The 20,040-nt window shown below is 33.4% G+C and carries 15 protein-coding genes; 13 read left to right on the top strand and 2 right to left on the bottom strand.

Annotated features, from left to right (window positions below; translation table 11 throughout):
- The first annotated feature begins 201 nt into the window (after positions 1-201).
- From VFS71_RS18690 to VFS71_RS18645, 10 genes are all read left to right on the top strand, one after another.
- Positions 202-996, top strand: coding sequence for a helical backbone metal receptor (locus VFS71_RS18690; RefSeq protein WP_326403154.1), 795 nt, complete (start codon positions 202-204; stop codon positions 994-996).
- A gap of 64 nt (positions 997-1,060) precedes the next feature.
- Positions 1,061-1,846 carry an alpha/beta hydrolase gene (locus VFS71_RS18685; protein ID WP_326403152.1) on the top strand — a complete coding sequence of 262 codons (786 nt, stop codon included), beginning with the start codon at positions 1,061-1,063 and terminating at the stop codon, positions 1,844-1,846.
- Between the two features lie 658 nt (positions 1,847-2,504).
- Positions 2,505-4,271 (top strand): GEVED domain-containing protein, encoded by a 1,767-nt coding sequence (locus tag VFS71_RS18680; protein ID WP_326403151.1) that lies wholly within the window; start codon positions 2,505-2,507, stop codon positions 4,269-4,271.
- Between the two features lie 391 nt (positions 4,272-4,662).
- A complete protein-coding gene (locus tag VFS71_RS18675; RefSeq protein ID WP_326403149.1) occupies positions 4,663-7,659 on the top strand; it encodes a TonB-dependent receptor in 2,997 nt (998 codons plus the stop codon).
- A 12-nt stretch (positions 7,660-7,671) separates the two neighbouring features.
- Positions 7,672-9,021, top strand: coding sequence for a RagB/SusD family nutrient uptake outer membrane protein (locus VFS71_RS18670; RefSeq protein WP_326403147.1), 1,350 nt, complete (start codon positions 7,672-7,674; stop codon positions 9,019-9,021).
- 85 nt (positions 9,022-9,106) lie between these two features.
- Positions 9,107-10,057, top strand: coding sequence for an isoaspartyl peptidase/L-asparaginase (locus tag VFS71_RS18665; RefSeq protein ID WP_326403145.1), 951 nt, complete (start codon positions 9,107-9,109; stop codon positions 10,055-10,057).
- Between the two features lie 91 nt (positions 10,058-10,148).
- Positions 10,149-11,042, top strand: coding sequence for a cyanophycinase (locus VFS71_RS18660; protein ID WP_326403144.1), 894 nt, complete (start codon positions 10,149-10,151; stop codon positions 11,040-11,042).
- A 3-nt stretch (positions 11,043-11,045) separates the two neighbouring features.
- Positions 11,046-12,434 (top strand): YfcC family protein, encoded by a 1,389-nt coding sequence (locus VFS71_RS18655; protein ID WP_326403142.1) that lies wholly within the window; start codon positions 11,046-11,048, stop codon positions 12,432-12,434.
- Between the two features lie 11 nt (positions 12,435-12,445).
- A complete protein-coding gene (locus VFS71_RS18650; protein WP_326403141.1) occupies positions 12,446-13,525 on the top strand; it encodes a cyanophycinase in 1,080 nt (359 codons plus the stop codon).
- A gap of 241 nt (positions 13,526-13,766) precedes the next feature.
- Positions 13,767-14,558: a TerC family protein gene (locus tag VFS71_RS18645; protein WP_326403139.1), complete on the top strand. Its 792-nt coding sequence runs from the start codon at positions 13,767-13,769 to the stop codon at positions 14,556-14,558.
- A gap of 460 nt (positions 14,559-15,018) precedes the next feature.
- Here the strand turns inward: VFS71_RS18645 and VFS71_RS18640 are convergent, their stop codons facing one another.
- Positions 15,019-15,741 carry a DUF4197 domain-containing protein gene (locus tag VFS71_RS18640; protein WP_326403138.1) on the bottom strand — a complete coding sequence of 241 codons (723 nt, stop codon included), beginning with the start codon at positions 15,739-15,741 and terminating at the stop codon, positions 15,019-15,021.
- A gap of 187 nt (positions 15,742-15,928) precedes the next feature.
- Here VFS71_RS18640 and VFS71_RS18635 point away from each other — a divergent pair, with 187 nt between their 5' ends.
- A complete protein-coding gene (locus VFS71_RS18635) occupies positions 15,929-16,585 on the top strand; it encodes a VOC family protein (RefSeq protein WP_326403137.1) in 657 nt (218 codons plus the stop codon).
- Between the two features lie 39 nt (positions 16,586-16,624).
- Positions 16,625-17,671: a methyltransferase gene (locus tag VFS71_RS18630; RefSeq protein WP_326403136.1), complete on the top strand. Its 1,047-nt coding sequence runs from the start codon at positions 16,625-16,627 to the stop codon at positions 17,669-17,671.
- A 33-nt stretch (positions 17,672-17,704) separates the two neighbouring features.
- Here VFS71_RS18630 and purU read toward each other — a convergent pair whose 3' ends face one another.
- Positions 17,705-18,559, bottom strand: coding sequence for a formyltetrahydrofolate deformylase (gene purU, locus VFS71_RS18625; protein WP_326403135.1), 855 nt, complete (start codon positions 18,557-18,559; stop codon positions 17,705-17,707).
- 318 nt (positions 18,560-18,877) lie between these two features.
- Between purU and VFS71_RS18620 the strand changes: the two genes are divergently transcribed.
- Positions 18,878-20,040, top strand: a 1,163-nt coding sequence (locus VFS71_RS18620; RefSeq protein WP_326403134.1) for a cobalamin-dependent protein, incomplete at its 3' end; no start/stop codon positions are given.

Here is a 20,040-nt window from a genome sequence, read left to right as displayed (position 1 = left end):
TGAAAATGCAACAGGAGATGGAAGAGATATTAAGCACAAAATAATATAATTTTTTTCGCATAGATTTAGCTCATTATAATTATTTCTTTGGATTCGCTGATTTTTAATTCACAGATTAGAAGAGATTAATTTGTGAAATCTGTATTTAAAAAAACTTAGAGAACTTTGCATAGACTCTTGTACACTTTGCGGTTAAATTAAATGAAACAATTCACTGACCAACTCGGAATTACCCACATTTTTGATTCCTCTCCCAAGCGAATCGTTTCTCTTGTGCCTTCTCAAACCGAATTGTTATATGATTTAGGTTTGGAAGACAGTATAGTTGGAATCACAAAGTTTTGTGTACATCCGTATCATTTTAAGTCTACCAAAAAAATAGTGGGAGGAACCAAGAATGTGCATTATGATAAAATCCGTTTATTGGAACCGGATATTATCATTTGCAACAAAGAAGAGAATACCCACGAAATGGTAGATGAGTTGCGTAAAATTTGTACAGTTTGGGTAACCAATATTACTACTATTGAAGATAATTTTCAGATGATAACTGACTTTGGTCAGATATTTGATAAGAGAACAGAGGCCCGAAAATGGAATGATAAATTGGCTTTTGCCTTGAGCGATTTTAAAAATTTTATCAATGATATTCCGGTTAGGAAAGTGGCTTACTTTATTTGGAAGAACCCTTATATGGTAGCTGGTTCGGGAACTTTTATAGATGAATTATTAAAACTGAATCATTTTGAAAACTATTTTGCTTCAAAAGAAAGATATCCTGAAATTGATCTCGAAAAAATGGAAGAGGAAGGTGATTTGGATTTGATTTTACTTTCTTCAGAACCATTTCCATTTAAAGCGGAAGATGGTTATGAAATTACCAATTCTACACATAATGCTCAAGCCATTTTGGTGGACGGGGAAATGTTTTCCTGGCACGGAAGCAGGTTGCTTAAGGCGTTTGATTATTTTAAATACTTGCACAACAGCATTTGATTAGATTTCAAAGGGATTAAGAATTCCGAAAAAGAACTATATTTGCCAAACAAAAAAAAACTAAGTGATTAATTATACAGTATATAAGAACGAGAACAGCGATCAATGGGTCACATTTGTGCATGGAGCTGGAGGTAGTTCATCCATTTGGTTCAAACAAATCAGAGATTTCAAAAAAAACTACAATATTTTGTTGCTAGATTTGAGAGGTCATGGAGAGTCCAAAACAACTTTGAAAACCGCCTTCAAACAAAAATATACTTTTTCGGCTTTGGCCAATGATATTCTGGAAGTTTTGGATCATCTTAAAATTGAAAAATCACATTTTGTTGGAATTTCATTAGGAACAATCCTCATCAGACAATTGGCAGAAATGTATCCTGATAGAGTGCAAAGTATGATTCTTGGTGGAGCTATCTTAAAAATGAATTTCCGTTCCCAGATATTAATGCGTTTGGGAAATACTTTTAAGTATGTTTTGCCTTATTTGGTTTTGTATAAGTTTTTTGCTTTTGTGATAATGCCTAAAAAAAGTCATAAGCAATCTCGTTCGCTTTTTATAAATGAAGCCAAGAAATTATATCAAAAAGAATTTATCAAGTGGTTTAAACTAACAGCTGAGATAAATCCAGTTCTGAAGTGGTTTCGCCAGGTAGAATTGAATATCCCAACGCTTTATGTTATGGGAGAAGAAGATTATATGTTTTTGCCTTCAGTGCGTAAAGTGGTGGAAAGTCATTATAAATCATCCCAGTTATTCGTAATTGAAAAATGTGGACATGTGGTCAATGTAGAACAACCTAATGCTTTTAATTCGGCTGTTTTGTCTTTTATTCATACTGCTCAGTAAATCATAATGAGTTTTTTTTGAAAAAAGAATCAATAATGTTTTTTTTATTTGTTTAAAAAAAATGTTATTTTTCTATGTAAAATGCAGTGTTAAAAGAAAACCTATAAAGAAAATCTAATAAAAAGTATAAATTTATTTTGTTGGTACTTTTTTTTTTATACTTTTAACAAAAAATAAAACACCTTATTTTGATTTTAAGAAAAACAAATATAGTTATAAATACTAAATCTCTTTATTTAAGAGGACTTCAGCCTGTATTTAATTGCTGATTTAAAATTGGTTCAAAAAACTCTATCCCTTGAGTTTTACTTTCTATTTAGTTATTGTTTTTTTCTTCTTAACCAAGACACCATGAATTTTATTAAATTAATACTTGTATGTATTGATTGTAAATCTTTTTCTCTAAAAGGATTGCAACCAATATTTAATTGTTAAAAATTCTCTTCCAGATTTAACAATTGTAGTGCTTAAATGTTTTTCTATTGGGCAACTATGATTATTTATTATTCCATTTTAAAAGATTAAAAAGTGCGATTCAATAGTAATTTATAGCTATTTGTTTGGAAATAATTATTGTTATTCCAAATTTAAATAAATAATATTTCTGATGAGTAGCATTGTTAATTCCCGATTATTAACATTTAGCAAATTTTAAATCATGAAAAACAATATTTTAAAAATAAATCAAATCATTATTTTCCTTTTTATTTCATCAATAAGCCCTGCATATTCACAAACCTACACAAGCTGGATTACCGGAAGTGTTGCAGATGTTACAACAACTGCTACAGGTGGTGCCTGCCTGATGGGTGGCGGAACAGATAACGATGACGCCATAAAATGGATGATACAAAAATCAGGAGGTGGTGATTTTGTAGTTATTCGCTCTGCTGGAACTCAGGCTTATAATGATTATATCTATGGTTTGGGAACAGTAAATTCTGTAGAAACAATTCTGATTGATACCAGAGCCAAAGCAAGTATTGCTGAGATTGCAACCAAAATTAGAAATGCTGAAGCTTTATTCATAACAGGAGGAGACCAATCCACGTATGTTTCGTATTGGAAAGACACACCAGTAGAAGATGCCATAAATTATTTGATAAACACAAAAAAAGTTCCTGTTGGTGGTACTAGCGCTGGATGTGCCATACAGGGCAAATACTATTATAGTGCTACAAATTCTAGTGTTACATCTGCTCAGGCATTAGCAAATCCGTATAACACAGATATGACTATCGGGGCTAATGATTTTATAAACAATCCAATTTTATCAAATGTGATTGCAGATACACATTACAATAACCCCGATCGTAGGGGAAGACAAACTGCTTTTATTGCCAGAATGTGGAAAGATTTAGGTGCTGGATTAAATGCAAAAGGTATTGGCGTTTATGAAAAAACAGCTGTTTGTATTGACCAAAATGGCATTGCTAAAGTTTTTGCACCCGCAACTGGTAATTACGCTTACTTTTATCAATTTGACACCTCTTCTACTCCTGAAACATTAGCTTCTGGTTCTCCATTAACATGGAACAATAGTGGGAAAGGGGTGAAAATTATTAAAATTGAAGGTGATACCTCTGGTTCTACGACAATAGACTTGAACAATTGGTCAATAGTAAATGGAAGTAAAGCAGTTTATGGTGTTATAAAAGTAATAAATGGGACGTTAACAGAAACTTCAGCATCTGGAGGAGGAACAGTTTCTTATTGTACTTCACAAGGAGGTGATTCTAGTAGGGAATGGATAAAGAAAGTTGCAATTGGTACAATTAGCAATTTAAGCAATTCAAATGGAGGTTATGCTGACTTTTCTTCTCAGGTTAGTAATATAACTAAAGGAGTGGCAACTACTTTAACTTTAACTCCTGGTTTCAGTGCAACAAGAAATTTATATTGGAAAGTATTTATAGATTTAAATAATAATGGTCTTTTTACAGACTCAGGTGAGGAAGTATATTCTATTTTTAGTAATCAAACTTTAACGCCAAAAATTACCATTCCAACTTCTGCTTCTGTGGGAAATATTAGAATGCGAATTATAGTAAGTTATAATTCAATAAATTCTTCATGTGGTACTTATAATTATGGTGAGACAGAAGATTATACATTAAATGTTATTAGTGGAACTGCAAAAATATCTAAAAATAAAGAAGCAGAATATGATAATACTACGGTTGCTTTGTATCCAAATCCTGCTAAAGATTTAGTTAGAATTAACTTTCTATCAGAACAAAAACAAGAAGCACAAATTTTAATTTATAATCTTGGTGGTTCAATAGTAAAAAGTTTAATTACAAATGTTTCGGCTGGTATTAATAACATGGAGATTGATTTATCTGAATTGCAATCTGGTCAATATATTATAAGTATTGATAAAGGAGAAGATAAAGTGATCTCGAAACTAATAATTTCAAAATAAAGCCATTTGGAATTTAAAGCTTGAAAGTTAAAGTAATCCATTTTGATTTTAATAAAAACAAATACCATGATAAAAACTAAATCTCTTACTTTAAGAGGTCTTCAACCTATCTTCAATTGTTGATTTATATGGCTTCAAAAAACTCTTCTTGAGTTTAGATGATATATAGTTATTGTTTTTTTATTTTCCTAACCAAAACCAAATGAATCTTATCAATCTATTCCACGTATGTATTGATTGCAAATCTCTTTCTCTAAAAGGCTTGCAACCAATATTCAATTGTTAAAAAACTTGTTCTTCACAGTTTACAGATTTCAATACCCAAACTTTCGCTTTGATGAGTAGTTAGGGTATCTATTATCAATTTTATTAAATTTAAAATATTAAAAAAATGAAATTCAATAGTAATTTAATACTGTTTGTTGTGTTGTTGGCATGTATTTCAACCTACGCACAAAAAAAAATAACAGGAACTGTTATAGACAAACAAACAAATCTGCCAATGGCAGGAGTTAATATAGTTTCTTCCAATTCAAAAACAGGAACTATATCAGGATTTGACGGGAAATTTCAATTAGAATTACCCGATAATGTTGCCTCAATAGAGCTTTCTTATATTGGTTACCAAAACAAAAAAGTAGCAATAGATGGAAGCACTAATTACAATGTTTACATGAGCTCGGGCCAAGACTTAAATGAAGTTGTAGTTATTGGTTACGGGACAGTTTCCAAAAAAGACGTGAGCGCAAGTGTTTCTTCAATTAAAACTAAGGATTTACCTCCAGGCACTTCTTCTAGCTTCGAAAATTCTTTGCAAGGGCAAACTGCGGGTGTCAATATAAGTTCATCATCGGCAACACCAGGTAGTGCTGTAAGTGTAAACATCCGTGGAGTATCTTCTATATCTGCAAGTAGTCAGCCCTTGTATATTATAGATGGGGTTCCTTTGGTATCAAGAAATAATTCTGCATTAAATGTTAATATTCAGCCAACAAACCCTTTGGCGGATTTAAATCCTAGTGATATCGAATCATTTTCTGTTCTAAAAGATGCTGCAGCTGCAGCCATTTATGGTTCTAGAGGCGCCAATGGAGTGATATTGATTACTACGAAAAGAGGTAAAACTGGAGCGAGTTCGGTTAATGTAAATTATTATACAGCTATTTCTGAAATCACAAAATATCCAAAATTAGTTGACAGTGATGAATTTAAAAGTTTCTTTAACACTGCTGCCGAATTTGATGGTTTAGGTGCAGATTATTTTGATTGGATTGATACTTCCAAAGGTGTTAATACCAATATTTATGATGAAATTTTTAGAGTTGGTATCGCTCAAAATTTAGATCTAAGTTTGAAAGGCGGTAATGAAAAAACTAGTTTCTATGTAAGTGGAAATTATTTTAATCAAGATGGTATTCAGATTGGGCAGGGTTTTAGAAGATTAAGTGGTCGTGTAAATTTAGACCACACTATTGATGATCAATTTAAAGTGGGTAGTACTTTTTTTATTACCCGAAGTAATCACCAAAGAACGATAGGTGAAAACGACGAATATGGTGTAGTTATTAATGCTCAAGGATGGGATCCTACAGAACCAATATATGATGAGAATGGTAAATACACGAATCCATTCAAATATAATACTTGGTGGCCACTAGAAAATCCTGTTCAGATTGCGAATGAATATAAAAACACTTCTCAATCAACACGTGTTCAGGGTTCTACTTATTTGGAATGGAAAATTATTCCAGATTTAAAATTTAAAACCGCTTTGTCTTTAGAATATTCAAATTTAGTTGAGACTTCTTATGTGCCTTCTGGAACTAATAAATCTAAAACAGGAGAGGGTATTTACGCCACTTATGAAGAAACAAACTGGCTTGTAGAAAACACTTTAAACTACACCAAAAAATTTCGAGAAAAACACGATTTTGGAGCTATTTTAGGTTGGACATTACAAGGGAATGAATCTTTATTTTCCGATCAATCGGGTGTGGGTTACGCAACCAATTCTACAGCTAGTATTTCTGCATCAAGTACTATTACTTCTAGTACTTCGGGTAAAAATCAATATGGATTACAATCTTTCTTTGGAAGAGCAAACTATGTTTATAATGATAAATACATTGCTTCATTTACAGTAAGAGCTGATGGTTCATCTCGTTTTGGAGAGAATAATCGTTATGGTTATTTCCCTTCTGGGTCCTTGGCATGGAGAGTAAATAAAGAAGAATTTTTTAATATAAAAACTATCTCTGATTTTAAAATCCGTGCTAGTTACGGACTTACAGGAAATCAGGAAATTAGTTCTAATTGGAGAGGTACTTATTCATTAAATGCTAATTATAATGGTGTTCCAGGTATTGCACCAAGTCGTTTGGGGAACCCGGATTTGGGTTGGGAAACAACGACCCAATTTGACCTTGGTTTGGATTTAGGGTTGTTTAAAAACAGAGTTAATTTAACATTTGATTATTTTGACAAACAAACAGACGACTTGTTGTTGCAATCTAAAGTTTCTGGTTTGACTGGTTTTAATTCCGTTTTCCAAAACGTTGGCGCGATTGAAAATAAAGGATTTGAATTTGCAATTAACGCGGCTGTTATTGATGGAGAACAATTCAAATGGAATACAGGAGTAAATCTTACTTTATTGGATAATAAGATTACAAAATTAAATAACAATGGGGAAGAAATTGGAAGAAATCATATATTAAAGGAAGGTGAAGCTGTTAGTACGTTATACTTAATTAAGTTTTTAGGTGTAGATCCGCAAACAGGAGACGCGAAGTTTGATGATGTGAACAAAGACGGAATTATTGATTTTTCAGACAGACAAATTGTTGGAGGAGCTATACCTACTTATTATGGAGGTTGGACAAATAATTTTAGTTACAAGCGTTTTACATTAACAGCTAACTTTTTATTCTCAGGAGGAAATAAAATATTCAATCAAAGTAGACATGTATATGAAAATTATGGTTTTACTAAAAGTGGTATTCCATACTCTAATATTAGCGAAAGAGTCTATGATAACTATTGGAGGACTCCAGGTCAAATTACCGATATACCAAGGCCGTCTACAAAAGATGGACAAATGCAACGTTTTAGTACTCAGTATTTAGAAGATGGCGATTATATTCGATTAAAAACTTTAAATCTAGCGTACAAATTGCCAACAGATGTTATTAAGAAAATAGGTTTAAACAATCTTTCTTTATATGTACAGGCTCAAAACTTATTTACATTAACTGATTATTTAGGTTTTGATCCGGAAGTATCTACAAACACTTCTTCTCAAGAAGATCTGAATATTTTGCAAGGTGAAGATTTTGGAACTTTGGGTCAGGCAAGAACGTTTACAATTGGATTAAGTACAACATTTTAAAAAAATAAAATCATGAAAAAAATAAATATATATGCATGTTTATGTATGTTACTTGCCTTTACTTTTTTAGGTTGTGAAGATGTATTAGATACTAAACTCGATGATGAAGTTCCAGTAGAAACTGCTATAACAGATGGTATTTCTTTAAAATCTGCAGCGGTTGGACTTTACGATATAATGCAAAGCGGAACGTATTACGGAGGTGAATTTGTATTAGCTCAGGATTTGTCGGGTGGTATTGCTGATGCTACTGGTTTCCAAGAGCGTTTTGCACAGTTAGATAAAGCCATAGTACCTCCATCTAACGCCTATATTCAAAGTAGTTGGGTTAATGTTTATAATTTGGTAAATGCCAGTAATTTGATTTTATCTAAAATGGATGAATTGAAACTGGATGATGATACTTCAAAAGGAACGGCACTTTTTTGTCGGGCATTGGGACATTTTGATGCTCTGAGACAATTTGGACAATTTACAGATATGAACTCAAAATATGGTATCCCAATTTCTACGCAATATTTAGATTCAAAATCGGCATTAACAATTTCGAGATCAACTGTTGCAGCCTCTTATCAACAAATTATTGCTGATTTGAATGAAGCAATTGAATTATTGAAATATGATAGCAACAGATTTTCTATTACTAAAGCAGCTGCAGAGGCATTACTTGCACGAGTGTATTTGTATCAAGGTGATAATGATAATGCTATTGTTTATGCTGGTAAAGTTATTGATAATACTACTTATAAATTGAACACCAAATACAATGACATTTATGATGTTGAAGGTTCTAATGAAGCCATATTTGAATTACAGTTTTTAGGTACAGATGGCAGTGGTTTTACTGGAATTTTATCGGTTTCACCTCCTGAGGTCTCAGCTAATTATGACGATTTTTTCAAACCGATGGATTATGATAATGACCCAAGAAGTTACCGATATTATGATGATGGTAAAGTGGTTTATGTAGATAAATACGGTACTAATAAAAACCAAATTGACGGTAATGGTATCATTATCAAGTTATCTGAGATGTATTTAATTAGAGCAGAGGCGCTGGCAAAGAAAAATCCAAATGACTTAACATTAGCTTTGGCTGACTTGAATATAGTTAGGGAAAGAGCTTTGCCATCAAACCCTTATACGATGGCTGATGCACCCAATTTAAGTAGTTTTATTACTATTTTATTAGATGAAAGTGCTAGAGAATTAGGCTTTGAAGGGCATAGATGGTTTAGTGTTGTCCGTTTAGGACGCGCCACATCGTTATTGAATATTCCTGCGTTTAGAACGGTTTATCCAATACCTCAAAATGAAATTACTATTGCTAAAGGTATTTTAGAACAAAACCCAGGCTATTAAAAATCTCAAAAGAAGTTACTAATTCGGAATTTATTTAATTAAATGGATTCCGATTAGTTCCTTCTTTCTTTCAAAAAAAAAAATAATGACAAAACATACACCATTCGCATTATGTATTCATGGAGGTGCAGGCGTAATAACTCCCGAAAATCTTTCGGAAGCCGATAAAAAATTAATAAATGCTGATTTAATGCTTGCCTTGAATTCAGGTGAAAAAATTTTACTAAAAGGGGGAAGCGCTATAGATGCAGTTGCAGCAGCCGTAGTAGCATTAGAAAATAGTATTCATTTTAATGCTGGAAAAGGAGCTGTTTATACTAGAACTGGAAAACATTTACTTGAAGCATCCATAATGGACGGTGCCACTTTTAAGGCAGGAGCAGTTGCTAATAGCAGGAGAATTAAAAATCCTGTTTTATTTGCAAAAAGTCTATTAGCAGACGAAAATATAGTATTACTTTCGGGTAAAGGTGCAGATAAATTAGCGGAAGAAACCAATCACGAAATGGTTGAAAATACTTATTTTGACACTGATTTTAGAAAAGAACAACTTATTGAAGCTCAGAAAATTTCAGAAACAGGGACCTATTTAGATCACACGAATCTAAAAATGGGAACTGTTGGAGCCGTTGCTATTGATAAGCAAGGTAACATTGCTGCAGCAACTTCTACAGGTGGAATGACAAATAAATTAGATGGACGTATTGGTGATACAGCTATTATTGGTGCGGGTACATATGCCAACAATAAAACATGTGGTGTATCCTGTACTGGTGTTGGTGAATATTTTATTAGGGCAACGGTTGCTTCGATGGTCTCTAACTTAATGGAATATGGAGACAAAACACTAGAGCAGGCAACAGAAATAACAATTAAGGAGCATTTAACTCAATTGGGAGGCGAAGGCGGATTAATTGCAATTGATAACGAAGGAAATGTGAACTTTTCCTTTAATTCTCAAGGAATGTATCGTGGATATGTTAGTGAGAAAACGGATGAGAAGAAAATCTATATTTGGGATAACGAAGAAATATAATCTTTATCAATCTAAAATGAGCATGGCCGTGATTTGGTTGTAAACATCAATAGCGGCTATGTATTTCCATAGTCCAAAAAAAAGTATAGATATGAAAATTATTCCAATTTTTATTTTAGCGTTTTCGCTATTTCAAATTTCTTGCCAGTCTAAGAGCGAATCTGGTAAAAAACAACCGATTTATGAATTAGAGAAGCAATCTAAAAATAAAGCTCTCGGGAAATTATTTATTATTGGAGGGGGAAAAAAGTCAGATGCTTTGATTTCGGAATTGATCACTTTAAGCAAACTCGAACAAGAAAAATTCATGATAATCCTTCCAATGGCTAGTGAAGAACCTGATTCGGCGGTTTATTATACTGCAAAGCAGTTTATTTCCTTAGGTGTTCGTCCAGAGAAGATAAAATCTTTTAATCTTAATCCAAAGAATCAAACAAAGGGGCAAATCGATTCTCTTAAAACCGCAAGTTTAATTTATATTACGGGTGGTGATCAGAACTTGTTTATGAAATCTGTTTTGAATACTTTAGCTTATGATGCTATTTCTACCGCTTATCAAAATGGAACAACCATTGCAGGAACAAGTGCTGGTGCAGCTGTGATGAGCCAAAAAATGATATCGGGAAATGAACTGAAACATCCAAAATATACTGGAGATTTTCGTGCCATTGAAGCTCAAAACTTTGAGATAAAAACAGGATTGGGTTTACTCCCAAACGCTATTGTTGATCAGCATTTTATTCGTCGGATGAGGATGAATCGTTTATTAGCTGTAGCGCTGGAAAATCCAGATCAAATAGCAATTGGAATTGATGAATCTACTGCTATTATAGTAGATGGCGACTCTGCAACGGTTTGTGGCGATTCGCAGGTAATTTTAATTCAGAACAGCGAAAAGAAAAGTATTCACACAAAAAGTGGATTATTAGGCGGTAAAAATATCAAGTTAGAAATCCTTCTTTCGGGAGAAAAATTTAAAATATAAAAGATGAAAATATTAGAAAAATTCCCAGACACAATTACTATAATTTTAACAATAACTGTTCTATTTATTGGGTTAACATGGATAATTCCAGCGGGAGAATTTGACAGGACTATTGTTAACAACACCGAAAAAATTATTGCAGGCTCTTATAAGCATGTAGAAGCGATTCCTCAGGGTATCGAAGCATTTTTAGTTGCTCCCATCAAAGGATTTATTTCGGCAGCACAAATTATTGCTTTTGTTTTTTTGGTTGGAGGTGCTTTTGCCATTATAAACACTACCGGAGCTATAAATGCTGGTTTATTTAATGTAATTCAATACAGTCAAAAAAGGCCCAAATACAAAATTTTAGTTCTTCCTTTTTTAATAATATTATTTTCATTTGCAGGAGCTACTTTTGGTATGAGTGAAGAAATTTTAATTTTCATTTTGATTACTGTTCCTATGGCAAAAGCAATGGGATATGATGCAATAGTTGGAGCAGCCATACCAATAGTAGGAACTGGTGTTGGTTTTGGTGGCGCATTCAGTAACCCATTTACCATTGGTATTGCACAAGGTATTGCGCAAATTCCAATTTTTAGCGGAATGGAATACCGAATTTTTGTATGGTTTGTTTTGACCAGTATTGCTTGTGCAGTAATAACTCAATATGCCTTGAAAATCGAAAAAAATCCCGAGAAAAGCTTATTGTTTGGTATTAACAATGAGAATGAAAAAAGTAATATGGATACGTCAGATTTTGATTTAAATAGTTCTAGAAAGCTCGTTTTGGTGGCTCTTTTGGCTTCTATTGTTATCCTTATTTATGGAGTAAGCAATTACGCTTGGTACATTAATGAAATTGCGGGTTTATTTTTAGCATTGGCTATTTTTGTTTCCATTATTTATAGAATGCCTATATCTAAGGCTGTAGATGCTTTTGTGGATGGAGCCAAGGATATGATGACAGCCGCTTTGGTAATTGGTTTGGCAAAGGGACTTTTAATTATTTCACAAGACGGGAAAATAATAGATACAATTCTAAATTCAATTGTAACCATTACCCAAAATACGGCACCAGTAATTTCTGCTGTATGTATCTTCTTTTTTCAATCCTTTTTGAACTTTTTTATTCCGTCAGGTTCTGGACAAGCGTCTTTAACGATGCCTATCATTATCCCAATTTGCGATGTATCAGGTATCAGCAGACAGATGGCAGTATTAACTTTTCAGCTAGGGGATGGTCTTACCAATCTCATAATTCCAACAAGTGGCGTTACGATGGGGGCTCTTACACTCGCCAAAATACCATATAGTAAATGGTTTAAATGGATGTTGCCAAGAATGTTAGTGTTTTTAATAGCATCGATGTTGTTGTTACTTCCTCCTTTATATTTATTTAAATGGTAGAAGCAAAAAAGATGAAAACAATTATATGTATTAGTTTGCTGGCATTATGTTCATGCGCTTCAGACAACGATTCAAAAGTGCTTGAGTCAACCTTGCCTGAAGCAGTCGTGCCTAGAGTTAAAAACTACACGTCTTATTTTACTGGAACTAAAACCGACAGTAAAAACAAGGCACTTGGTGGAATTTGTCTGATGGGAGGTGCTTCAGAGAATGATGAAGCGATGAAATGGTTCCTAAAAAGAGCAAATGGAGGTGATGTTTTAGTTCTAAGAACTTCGGGTACCGATGGCTATAATTCTTATTTGTATTCTTCATTAGGAGTAAAAGTAAATTCTGTTGAAACTATTCTTTTTAAAAATAGTGCCGCCAGTTCAGGTAGTGAGATTCTTGTTAAAATAAAAAACGCTGAAGCCATTTGGTTTGCTGGTGGTGATCAATGGGACTACATTTCCTATTGGAGAAATAGTCCGGTTTCAAAAGCTATAAACGATGCAATTGCACAAAATAACATTGTTATTGGAGGGACAAGTGCAGGAATGGCAATTCAAGGAGGCTTTTATTTTTCTGCTCAAAAGGGAACAATAACGTCTTCAGAAGCATTACAGAATCCTTTTGATTCAAAACTAACAGTTTCGAATGAACCTTTTCTTGATAATTCTATTTTAAAAAATGTAATAACAGATACTCATTATGATAATCCTAATAGAAAAGGCCGACATATAGCATTTATAGCGCGTATTATAACGGACTATGATATCTCAGCCAAAGGGATTGCCTGTGATGAATATACATCTGTTTGTATTGATGAAAAAGGAATTGCAAGAATATTTGGAAGCTATCCCGCAAAAGAGGATGTAGCCTATTTTATAAAACCAAACACAGATATTCCAAATAATAAACCTGAATTGTGTAGTCCTAACAAAGCTTTAGAATGGAATCTCGATAAAAAAGCTATTACTGTATATGAAGTTAAAGGAACTAATGACGGTAAAAACACTTTTAATCTAAACAATTGGACAGAAGGGAATGGAGGAGTATGGAAAAACTGGTATATAGAAAATGGCACATTAGCTGAGCTAATTGCTCTTTAATATGTATGATAAACTTCTCTATAAATTATCTGATTTGTGGACGCTAAAGGTCATTTTTTTATTTTTTAAGTGTTAACCTTTAAGATATCTTAGCAATTCTAAAAGAAATATCCGTTTATTGTTGGAGATATTTTTAATTGGTTTTTTCTCAGATTAGAAGGATAATTGATGAGAGGAAGTAGAATGGCATTTTTTTTTATTTTTTATAATTATTAATAATCAAATATTTAACAAATTTACAATGGAAATAATTTTAGAGCAATGGGGTATTCTTTGGCAGGATATTATTAATCATCCAGGAGCCTCATTAGCAATAATTGGAAATTTAATTATTATTGAAAGCTTGCTTTCTGTAGATAATGCAGCAATATTAGCAACAATGGTCATGGATTTACCAAGTGAACAACGGGATAAAGCTTTAAAATACGGAATATTTGGAGCCTACTTTTTTAGAGGCATAGCAATGCTTTTTGCAGCATTTTTAATTAAAATATGGTGGCTAAAACCTATCGGTGGAATTTATTTACTTTATCTGGCTTATGATTATTGGAAAAGCAAACATGCTGAAGCTTTTGATAACGACACATTAGATAAAAGCAGTAATTGGCTCTATAGAGTAACAGTTGGTTCTCTGGGAACATTTTGGGCCACTGTAGCTTTAATCGAATTAATGGACATGGCCTTTTCTATAGATAATGTATTTGCAGCAGTTGCATTTACCCCAAACATAATTTTAGTGTGCATTGGCGTATTTATCGGGATTTTAGCCATGCGATTCATTGCGCAATGGTTTGTTACACTTATGGAAAAATATAGCTTTCTTGAAACGGCAGCATTTGTTGTAATAGCACTATTAGGACTCAAATTAACTTTTTCCTTATGGGAACATTTTTATCCGGAAAGTGCAATAAGTGTATTTTTAGGAAGTCATACTGCTGATATTGGTATCTCTGTTTTAACAGTTGCTATTTTCTTTGTGCCGATTTTAACTTCATTACTTTTTTGTTTTCCTCAAAAGAAATTAAATTCTTAGAAATTGTCTGAATATAAAGATGTATAGGAAAGTGAAATTTTAAATTTTTTACTAAATGTAATATAGTATCGGTTTCCTGAAAGTTTAGACTAATTTGTTTTTAAGACATTTAATCGTTTAGATTTATCTTTTGAATTAGTGTTATTTATCTAAACAAAAAATGCCTGCATCATATAGATGCAGGCAATTTTATAACTAACCAAAACCAAAGTAATAAATAACCAGTTTATTACATTGCAAAGATCAGCATAATGTTTAAGTTTTGTTGTTAAGGAATTGTTATTACTTTTTCTTAAAAAGTTAAGTTTTTCAATTTAATTTTAACATATTAATATTCTGACTTTTTGAAAAATTAATTAATTGATTATCAGGACTGTTTTGTTTTGTGTGAAATTGACATTTTTCAATTTTTGAAAGTAACAAAATTGCCATTGCTATTGCATAAAATTGTCATTGAATTTTACTTTTTATCCTGCAAAGCAAAAACCTTTTTCAAAACATCTGAAGTTCTGGCATTCAAATCGGTTCTGATGTTTTTTTCCTCAACAGTAATCATTTTAAATACACCATCCAAAGCTTTTTTGGTTATGTAATCCGTAAGGTCTGGATTTACTTTGGTAACAAACGGTATGGTGTTGTATTGCTTTATTATATTCGACCAAATTACATCGGCTCCAACCTTACCAATTGATTGTTGAACCACTGGGCTAAACTTTGAATAAAGTGGTGTTTCTGTTGTTGATTGTAAATAAACCGTTGCGGCATTTTCTTTACCCAGCAAAATACTTTTGGCATCGGTTATGGTAATGTTTTTGATAGCCGAAACAAATATAGGTGTTGCTTCTTTTACTGCATCTTCAGCAGCTCTATTCATAGCTAATATTCCTTCATCAGCCAATTTTGACATTCCCATTTTTCGTAACGTTTTGTCTAGTTTAGCTAATTCTTCAGGCATTAGAATCTTAACAGCTTCATTTTTGTAAAAACCATCGGTAGCAGTAAGTTTTGATACTTGTTCGGTAACACCTTTGTTAAGGGCTTCTTTTAGACCGGCTGCGATATCTAGGGTATTATTTGATTTTGTTGCAGCATTGATTTTTTCGGCTGCTTTTGCAAATATGCTTTTGAATTGAGCATTACTGATTGCAGGTAAGAGTAGGAGTAGGAATAGGGCTTTCTTCATTTTGTTTTTAATTTTTTTCAAAAGTAGACAAACAATATTTACTAATGAAGAGCAATTTCCCAATGAAATGCTAAAAAAAGGATCCGCTTCGTCTATTATAATCGCTCGATTTTATTTGTTATATTTGTAATATATTGAAATTAAGATATTTATGTGTTTTTAATTAATAAAATTGCAATTTTAAAAAATGAAAATACTGGAATTGGAATTACTGTCGGATGATGTTTTAAAAACGGAAGCTTTTTATAACCAAGTTTTGGGATTGGAAACTTTATATAGAAATCATTACAGTGTTTCATTCCATGTTGGAGCTACAAAACTGACTTTTCATTCTTCCCAAAATGTAAAACCAGTTTATCATTTTGCTTTTGATGTGCCCAATAATAAGCTATTGGAAGCTTTTTCTTGGATAGAAAGTAAAACCGAAATAATGTATGTAATTCCGCCCGATAAAATTGCCGATTTCTACAATTGGAATGCAAAGTCCTTTTATTTTTATGACAATAACGGAAATATTCTGGAGTTCATTGCGAGAAACGATTTGGATAACGCTTCAAAAAAATCATTTGATGGGAAGTCAATTCTGTCGATTAGTGAGATTGGATTGGTTTCGAAAAATGTAACTGCACAATGCGATGAACTATTTGATAAATATGGACTAACACCCTATTCAAAACAACCAAAATTACCCAAATTTATTGTTTTAGGAACCGTAACGGGACTTTTTATCCTTGTAGAGGAAAACAGGGATTGGTATCCAACAGATAAGAAATCAAAATCATTTTGGACAAAAGTAGTTTTTAACCACAATGGAGAAACAAGAGTATTGGAAGTTTTAGAGTAAATAAAATCAAAATAAATGTAAAATTAAACAGTTAAAAAAATGGAAAATCAAGACAATCATCAGCCATCACCGGCTAGTATTATGCAAATTGGCTCTGGGTTTTGGACCTCAAAACTATTGCTGGCCGCAGTAAAATTCCAATTATTCACAAAGATTGCTGAAAAGGAATCGATGTCGGGACAGCAAATAAAGACGATGTTGAATCTGAAGTGTACTGATATACATTTGTTTGATTTTTTAGATGCCTTAACGGGACTTGGATTTCTCAATAGGGAAGGGTTTTTGGAGTCGGCTGTCTATTCCAATAGTATCAATACCGATGCTTTTCTGGTTATAAACAAACCTGCTTATATTGGTGGTATGCTCGAAATGTTTAATAATCGTTTGTATCAATTTTGGGGGAACTTGGAGGAAGGTTTACTTACGGGTCTGCCACAAAATGAAATTAAGGCAGGTGATGACAATTTATTTGATGAACTTTATAAATCACCCGAAAGATTATTGGAGTTCATCAATGCGATGGGAAGTATTCAGATAGGAAATTTTAATGCATTTGCTCAGAGTTTTGATTTTTCAAAATACAAAACTTTGACGGATGTTGGTGGATGCGGCGCGGCATTGTCCACTACGGTAGCCAAGCACCAACCTCATATGAAATGCATCAGTTTTGACCTTCCGGTTGTAGAGCCTATTGCAAAAGAAAAAATTGTAAAGACACCTTTTTCGGATAGGGTTACAACAGCAAGCGGCGATTTTTTTGCTGACCCGTTTCCAAAAGCGGATGTTGTGGTCATGGGAAATATACTTCACGATTGGGATGAACCAAAGAAATTAGCACTTCTTCAAAAAGCCTATGATGCCCTTCCGGAAGGCGGCGCATTTGTGGCCATTGAGAACGTAATAGATGATGATAGATCCAAAAATGTTTTCGGAATGATGATGAGCCTGAATATGCTTATAGAAACCGGAACTGGTTTTGATTATACTTTTTCCAGTTTCAACAAATGGACAAAAAGTGTAGGTTTCAAATCAACATCAATTGTTCCGCTTACTGGACCTGCGAGCGCTGCAATTGCTTATAAGTAAAGTGTTGTGAAATACTAAAACGGTTGTGCCTTCCTAAGAAAACACAACCGTTTTGTTGTTATATACCATCGTTTTTCGCTCGGCGTGCAAGGTGACAGCCCTGGCAAGTACCATACGTTCCAAATCGCGACCTTTCATAATAAAGTCCTCAATTGAATGGCTATGGGAAACTCTCGAAATATCCTGTTCAATAATTGGCCCTTCATCCAGCTCTTCGGTAACGTAATGACTCGTGGCACCAATAATTTTTACCCCACGCTTGAATGCCGAATGATATGGCTTGGCTCCCGGAAATGCCGGTAAAAAGGAATGATGAATATTGATAATTTTGTTTTTGTAAAGTGAAATCAGATTCGGGGTGATAATTTGCATATAACGTGCCAAAACAATAAAATCAATATCAAATTTTTTCAATAATTCAATTTGTGCTTTTTCGCCCTCTTCTTTAGTGTCTTTTGTGAACGGAACATGATAAAAAGGAATGTTAAATCGTTCGGCAACCGGTTTTAAATCTTCGTGATTACTGATGATTAAAGGAATTTCTAACGGCAGTTCACCAGCCGAAAAACGTCCCAAAATATCATACAAACAGTGGTCGTATTTGGAAATGAACAACGCCATTTTTGGTTTTTCATCCTGTGGATACATCGCCCAAGTCATATTGAAAGGCGTGGCAAGATTCGTTTGAAAATGACTTTTTATTGTTTCAATATTCCAAGTATCTTTGCTAAACTCACATTCCAATCGCATAAAAAAGACATTTTCATCGGCATCAACGTGCTGGTCCAGGTAAGTGATATTTCCATCAATCGAAGCAATATAATTCGTAACCGAGGCAATAATTGCCTTTTTGTCTTCGCAATGGATAAGTATGGTAATTTTTTGCATTTGTTTAAAATTTTCTAAAAATAATTAGGAGCTAATCCCTCTGTACACTTCAAGTCCTCATTGATAAAACTGTTTTTCTAAGCTCCCAAAAAGAGCTTCTTTCAGTCGCTTTTTTGGAGCAAGAAAAACTAGTTGTATCCATTCCGGGCTTTTCGTTTCCATCGGGGCTAGACCTCGAAAATACCAATTTTTTCCGAAAACTAAGCTCGTTTTCTTAATAAAAAACAATGTTATCATATTTTGTGTTTTATGTTATTTTTAATGATTTTTATTTTAAAATTTATGTAAATTGCACCCTTAAATTATCATATTCACAAAATGGAATTACTTAAACCGTATGTACCCGTAAATAAAGTCCGAATTGTAACTGCCGCATCACTTTTTGATGGTCACGATGCCGCGATTAATATAATGAGAAGAATTATTCAGTCCACAGGAGTTGAGGTAATTCATTTGGGACATGATAGAAGTGTAGAGGAAGTGGTGAATACCGCGATCCAAGAAGATGCCAATGCTATTGCGATGACTTCCTATCAAGGTGGGCACAACGAATACTTTAAATATATGTATGATTTGCTTCAGGAAAAAGGAGCCGGTCATATCAAAATTTTCGGTGGGGGTGGAGGTGTAATCCTTCCTTCTGAAATAGCCGAATTACAAGCCTACGGCATCACCCGAATTTATGCTCCAGATGATGGACGTGCAATGGGATTGCAAGGAATGATTAATGATTTGGTTCAACGTTCTGATTTTCCTATCGGAGATAAATTGACAAATGAACTGGATTTAATAGAGAATAAAACGCCAACGGCTATTGCTCGTTTAATTTCGGCAGCCGAGAATTTTCCAGAAATAGCAAAGCCTTTTTTTGATAAAATCCATACAAAGAATGAATCCTCAAAGATTCCTGTTCTTGGAATCACAGGAACGGGTGGAGCTGGAAAATCATCATTGGTTGATGAATTAGTGCGTCGTTTCTTAATCGATTTCCCAGAGAAAACAATCGGATTAATTTCTGTAGATCCATCCAAAAGAAAAACTGGTGGCGCCTTGCTTGGAGATAGAATCCGCATGAATGCGATTAATAATTCAAGAGTTTATATGCGTTCCTTGGCTACACGTCAATCTAATTTGGCTTTGTCCAAATATGTTGCCGATGCCATACAAGTAATCAAAGCCGCAAAATATGATATTATAATTCTGGAAACTTCGGGAATTGGTCAATCGGATACCGAGATTATGGACCATTCGGATGTTTCTTTATATGTGATGACACCTGAATTTGGTGCTGCAACCCAATTAGAAAAAATTGACATGCTTGATTTTGCTGATTTGGTCGCTATCAATAAATTTGACAAACGAGGTGCTTTAGATGCCTTGAGAGATGTTAAAAAACAATACCAACGCAACAATAATCTTTGGGATGCGGATTTAGATACGCTACCTGTTTTCGGAACCATTGCTTCGCAGTTTAACGATCC

This window comes from Flavobacterium sp. (genome assembly GCF_035760125.1).
Classification (GTDB): domain Bacteria; phylum Bacteroidota; class Bacteroidia; order Flavobacteriales; family Flavobacteriaceae; genus Flavobacterium.
Note: the sequence above shows the minus strand (reverse complement) of the source record. Positions and strands in the feature narration are given on the sequence as shown.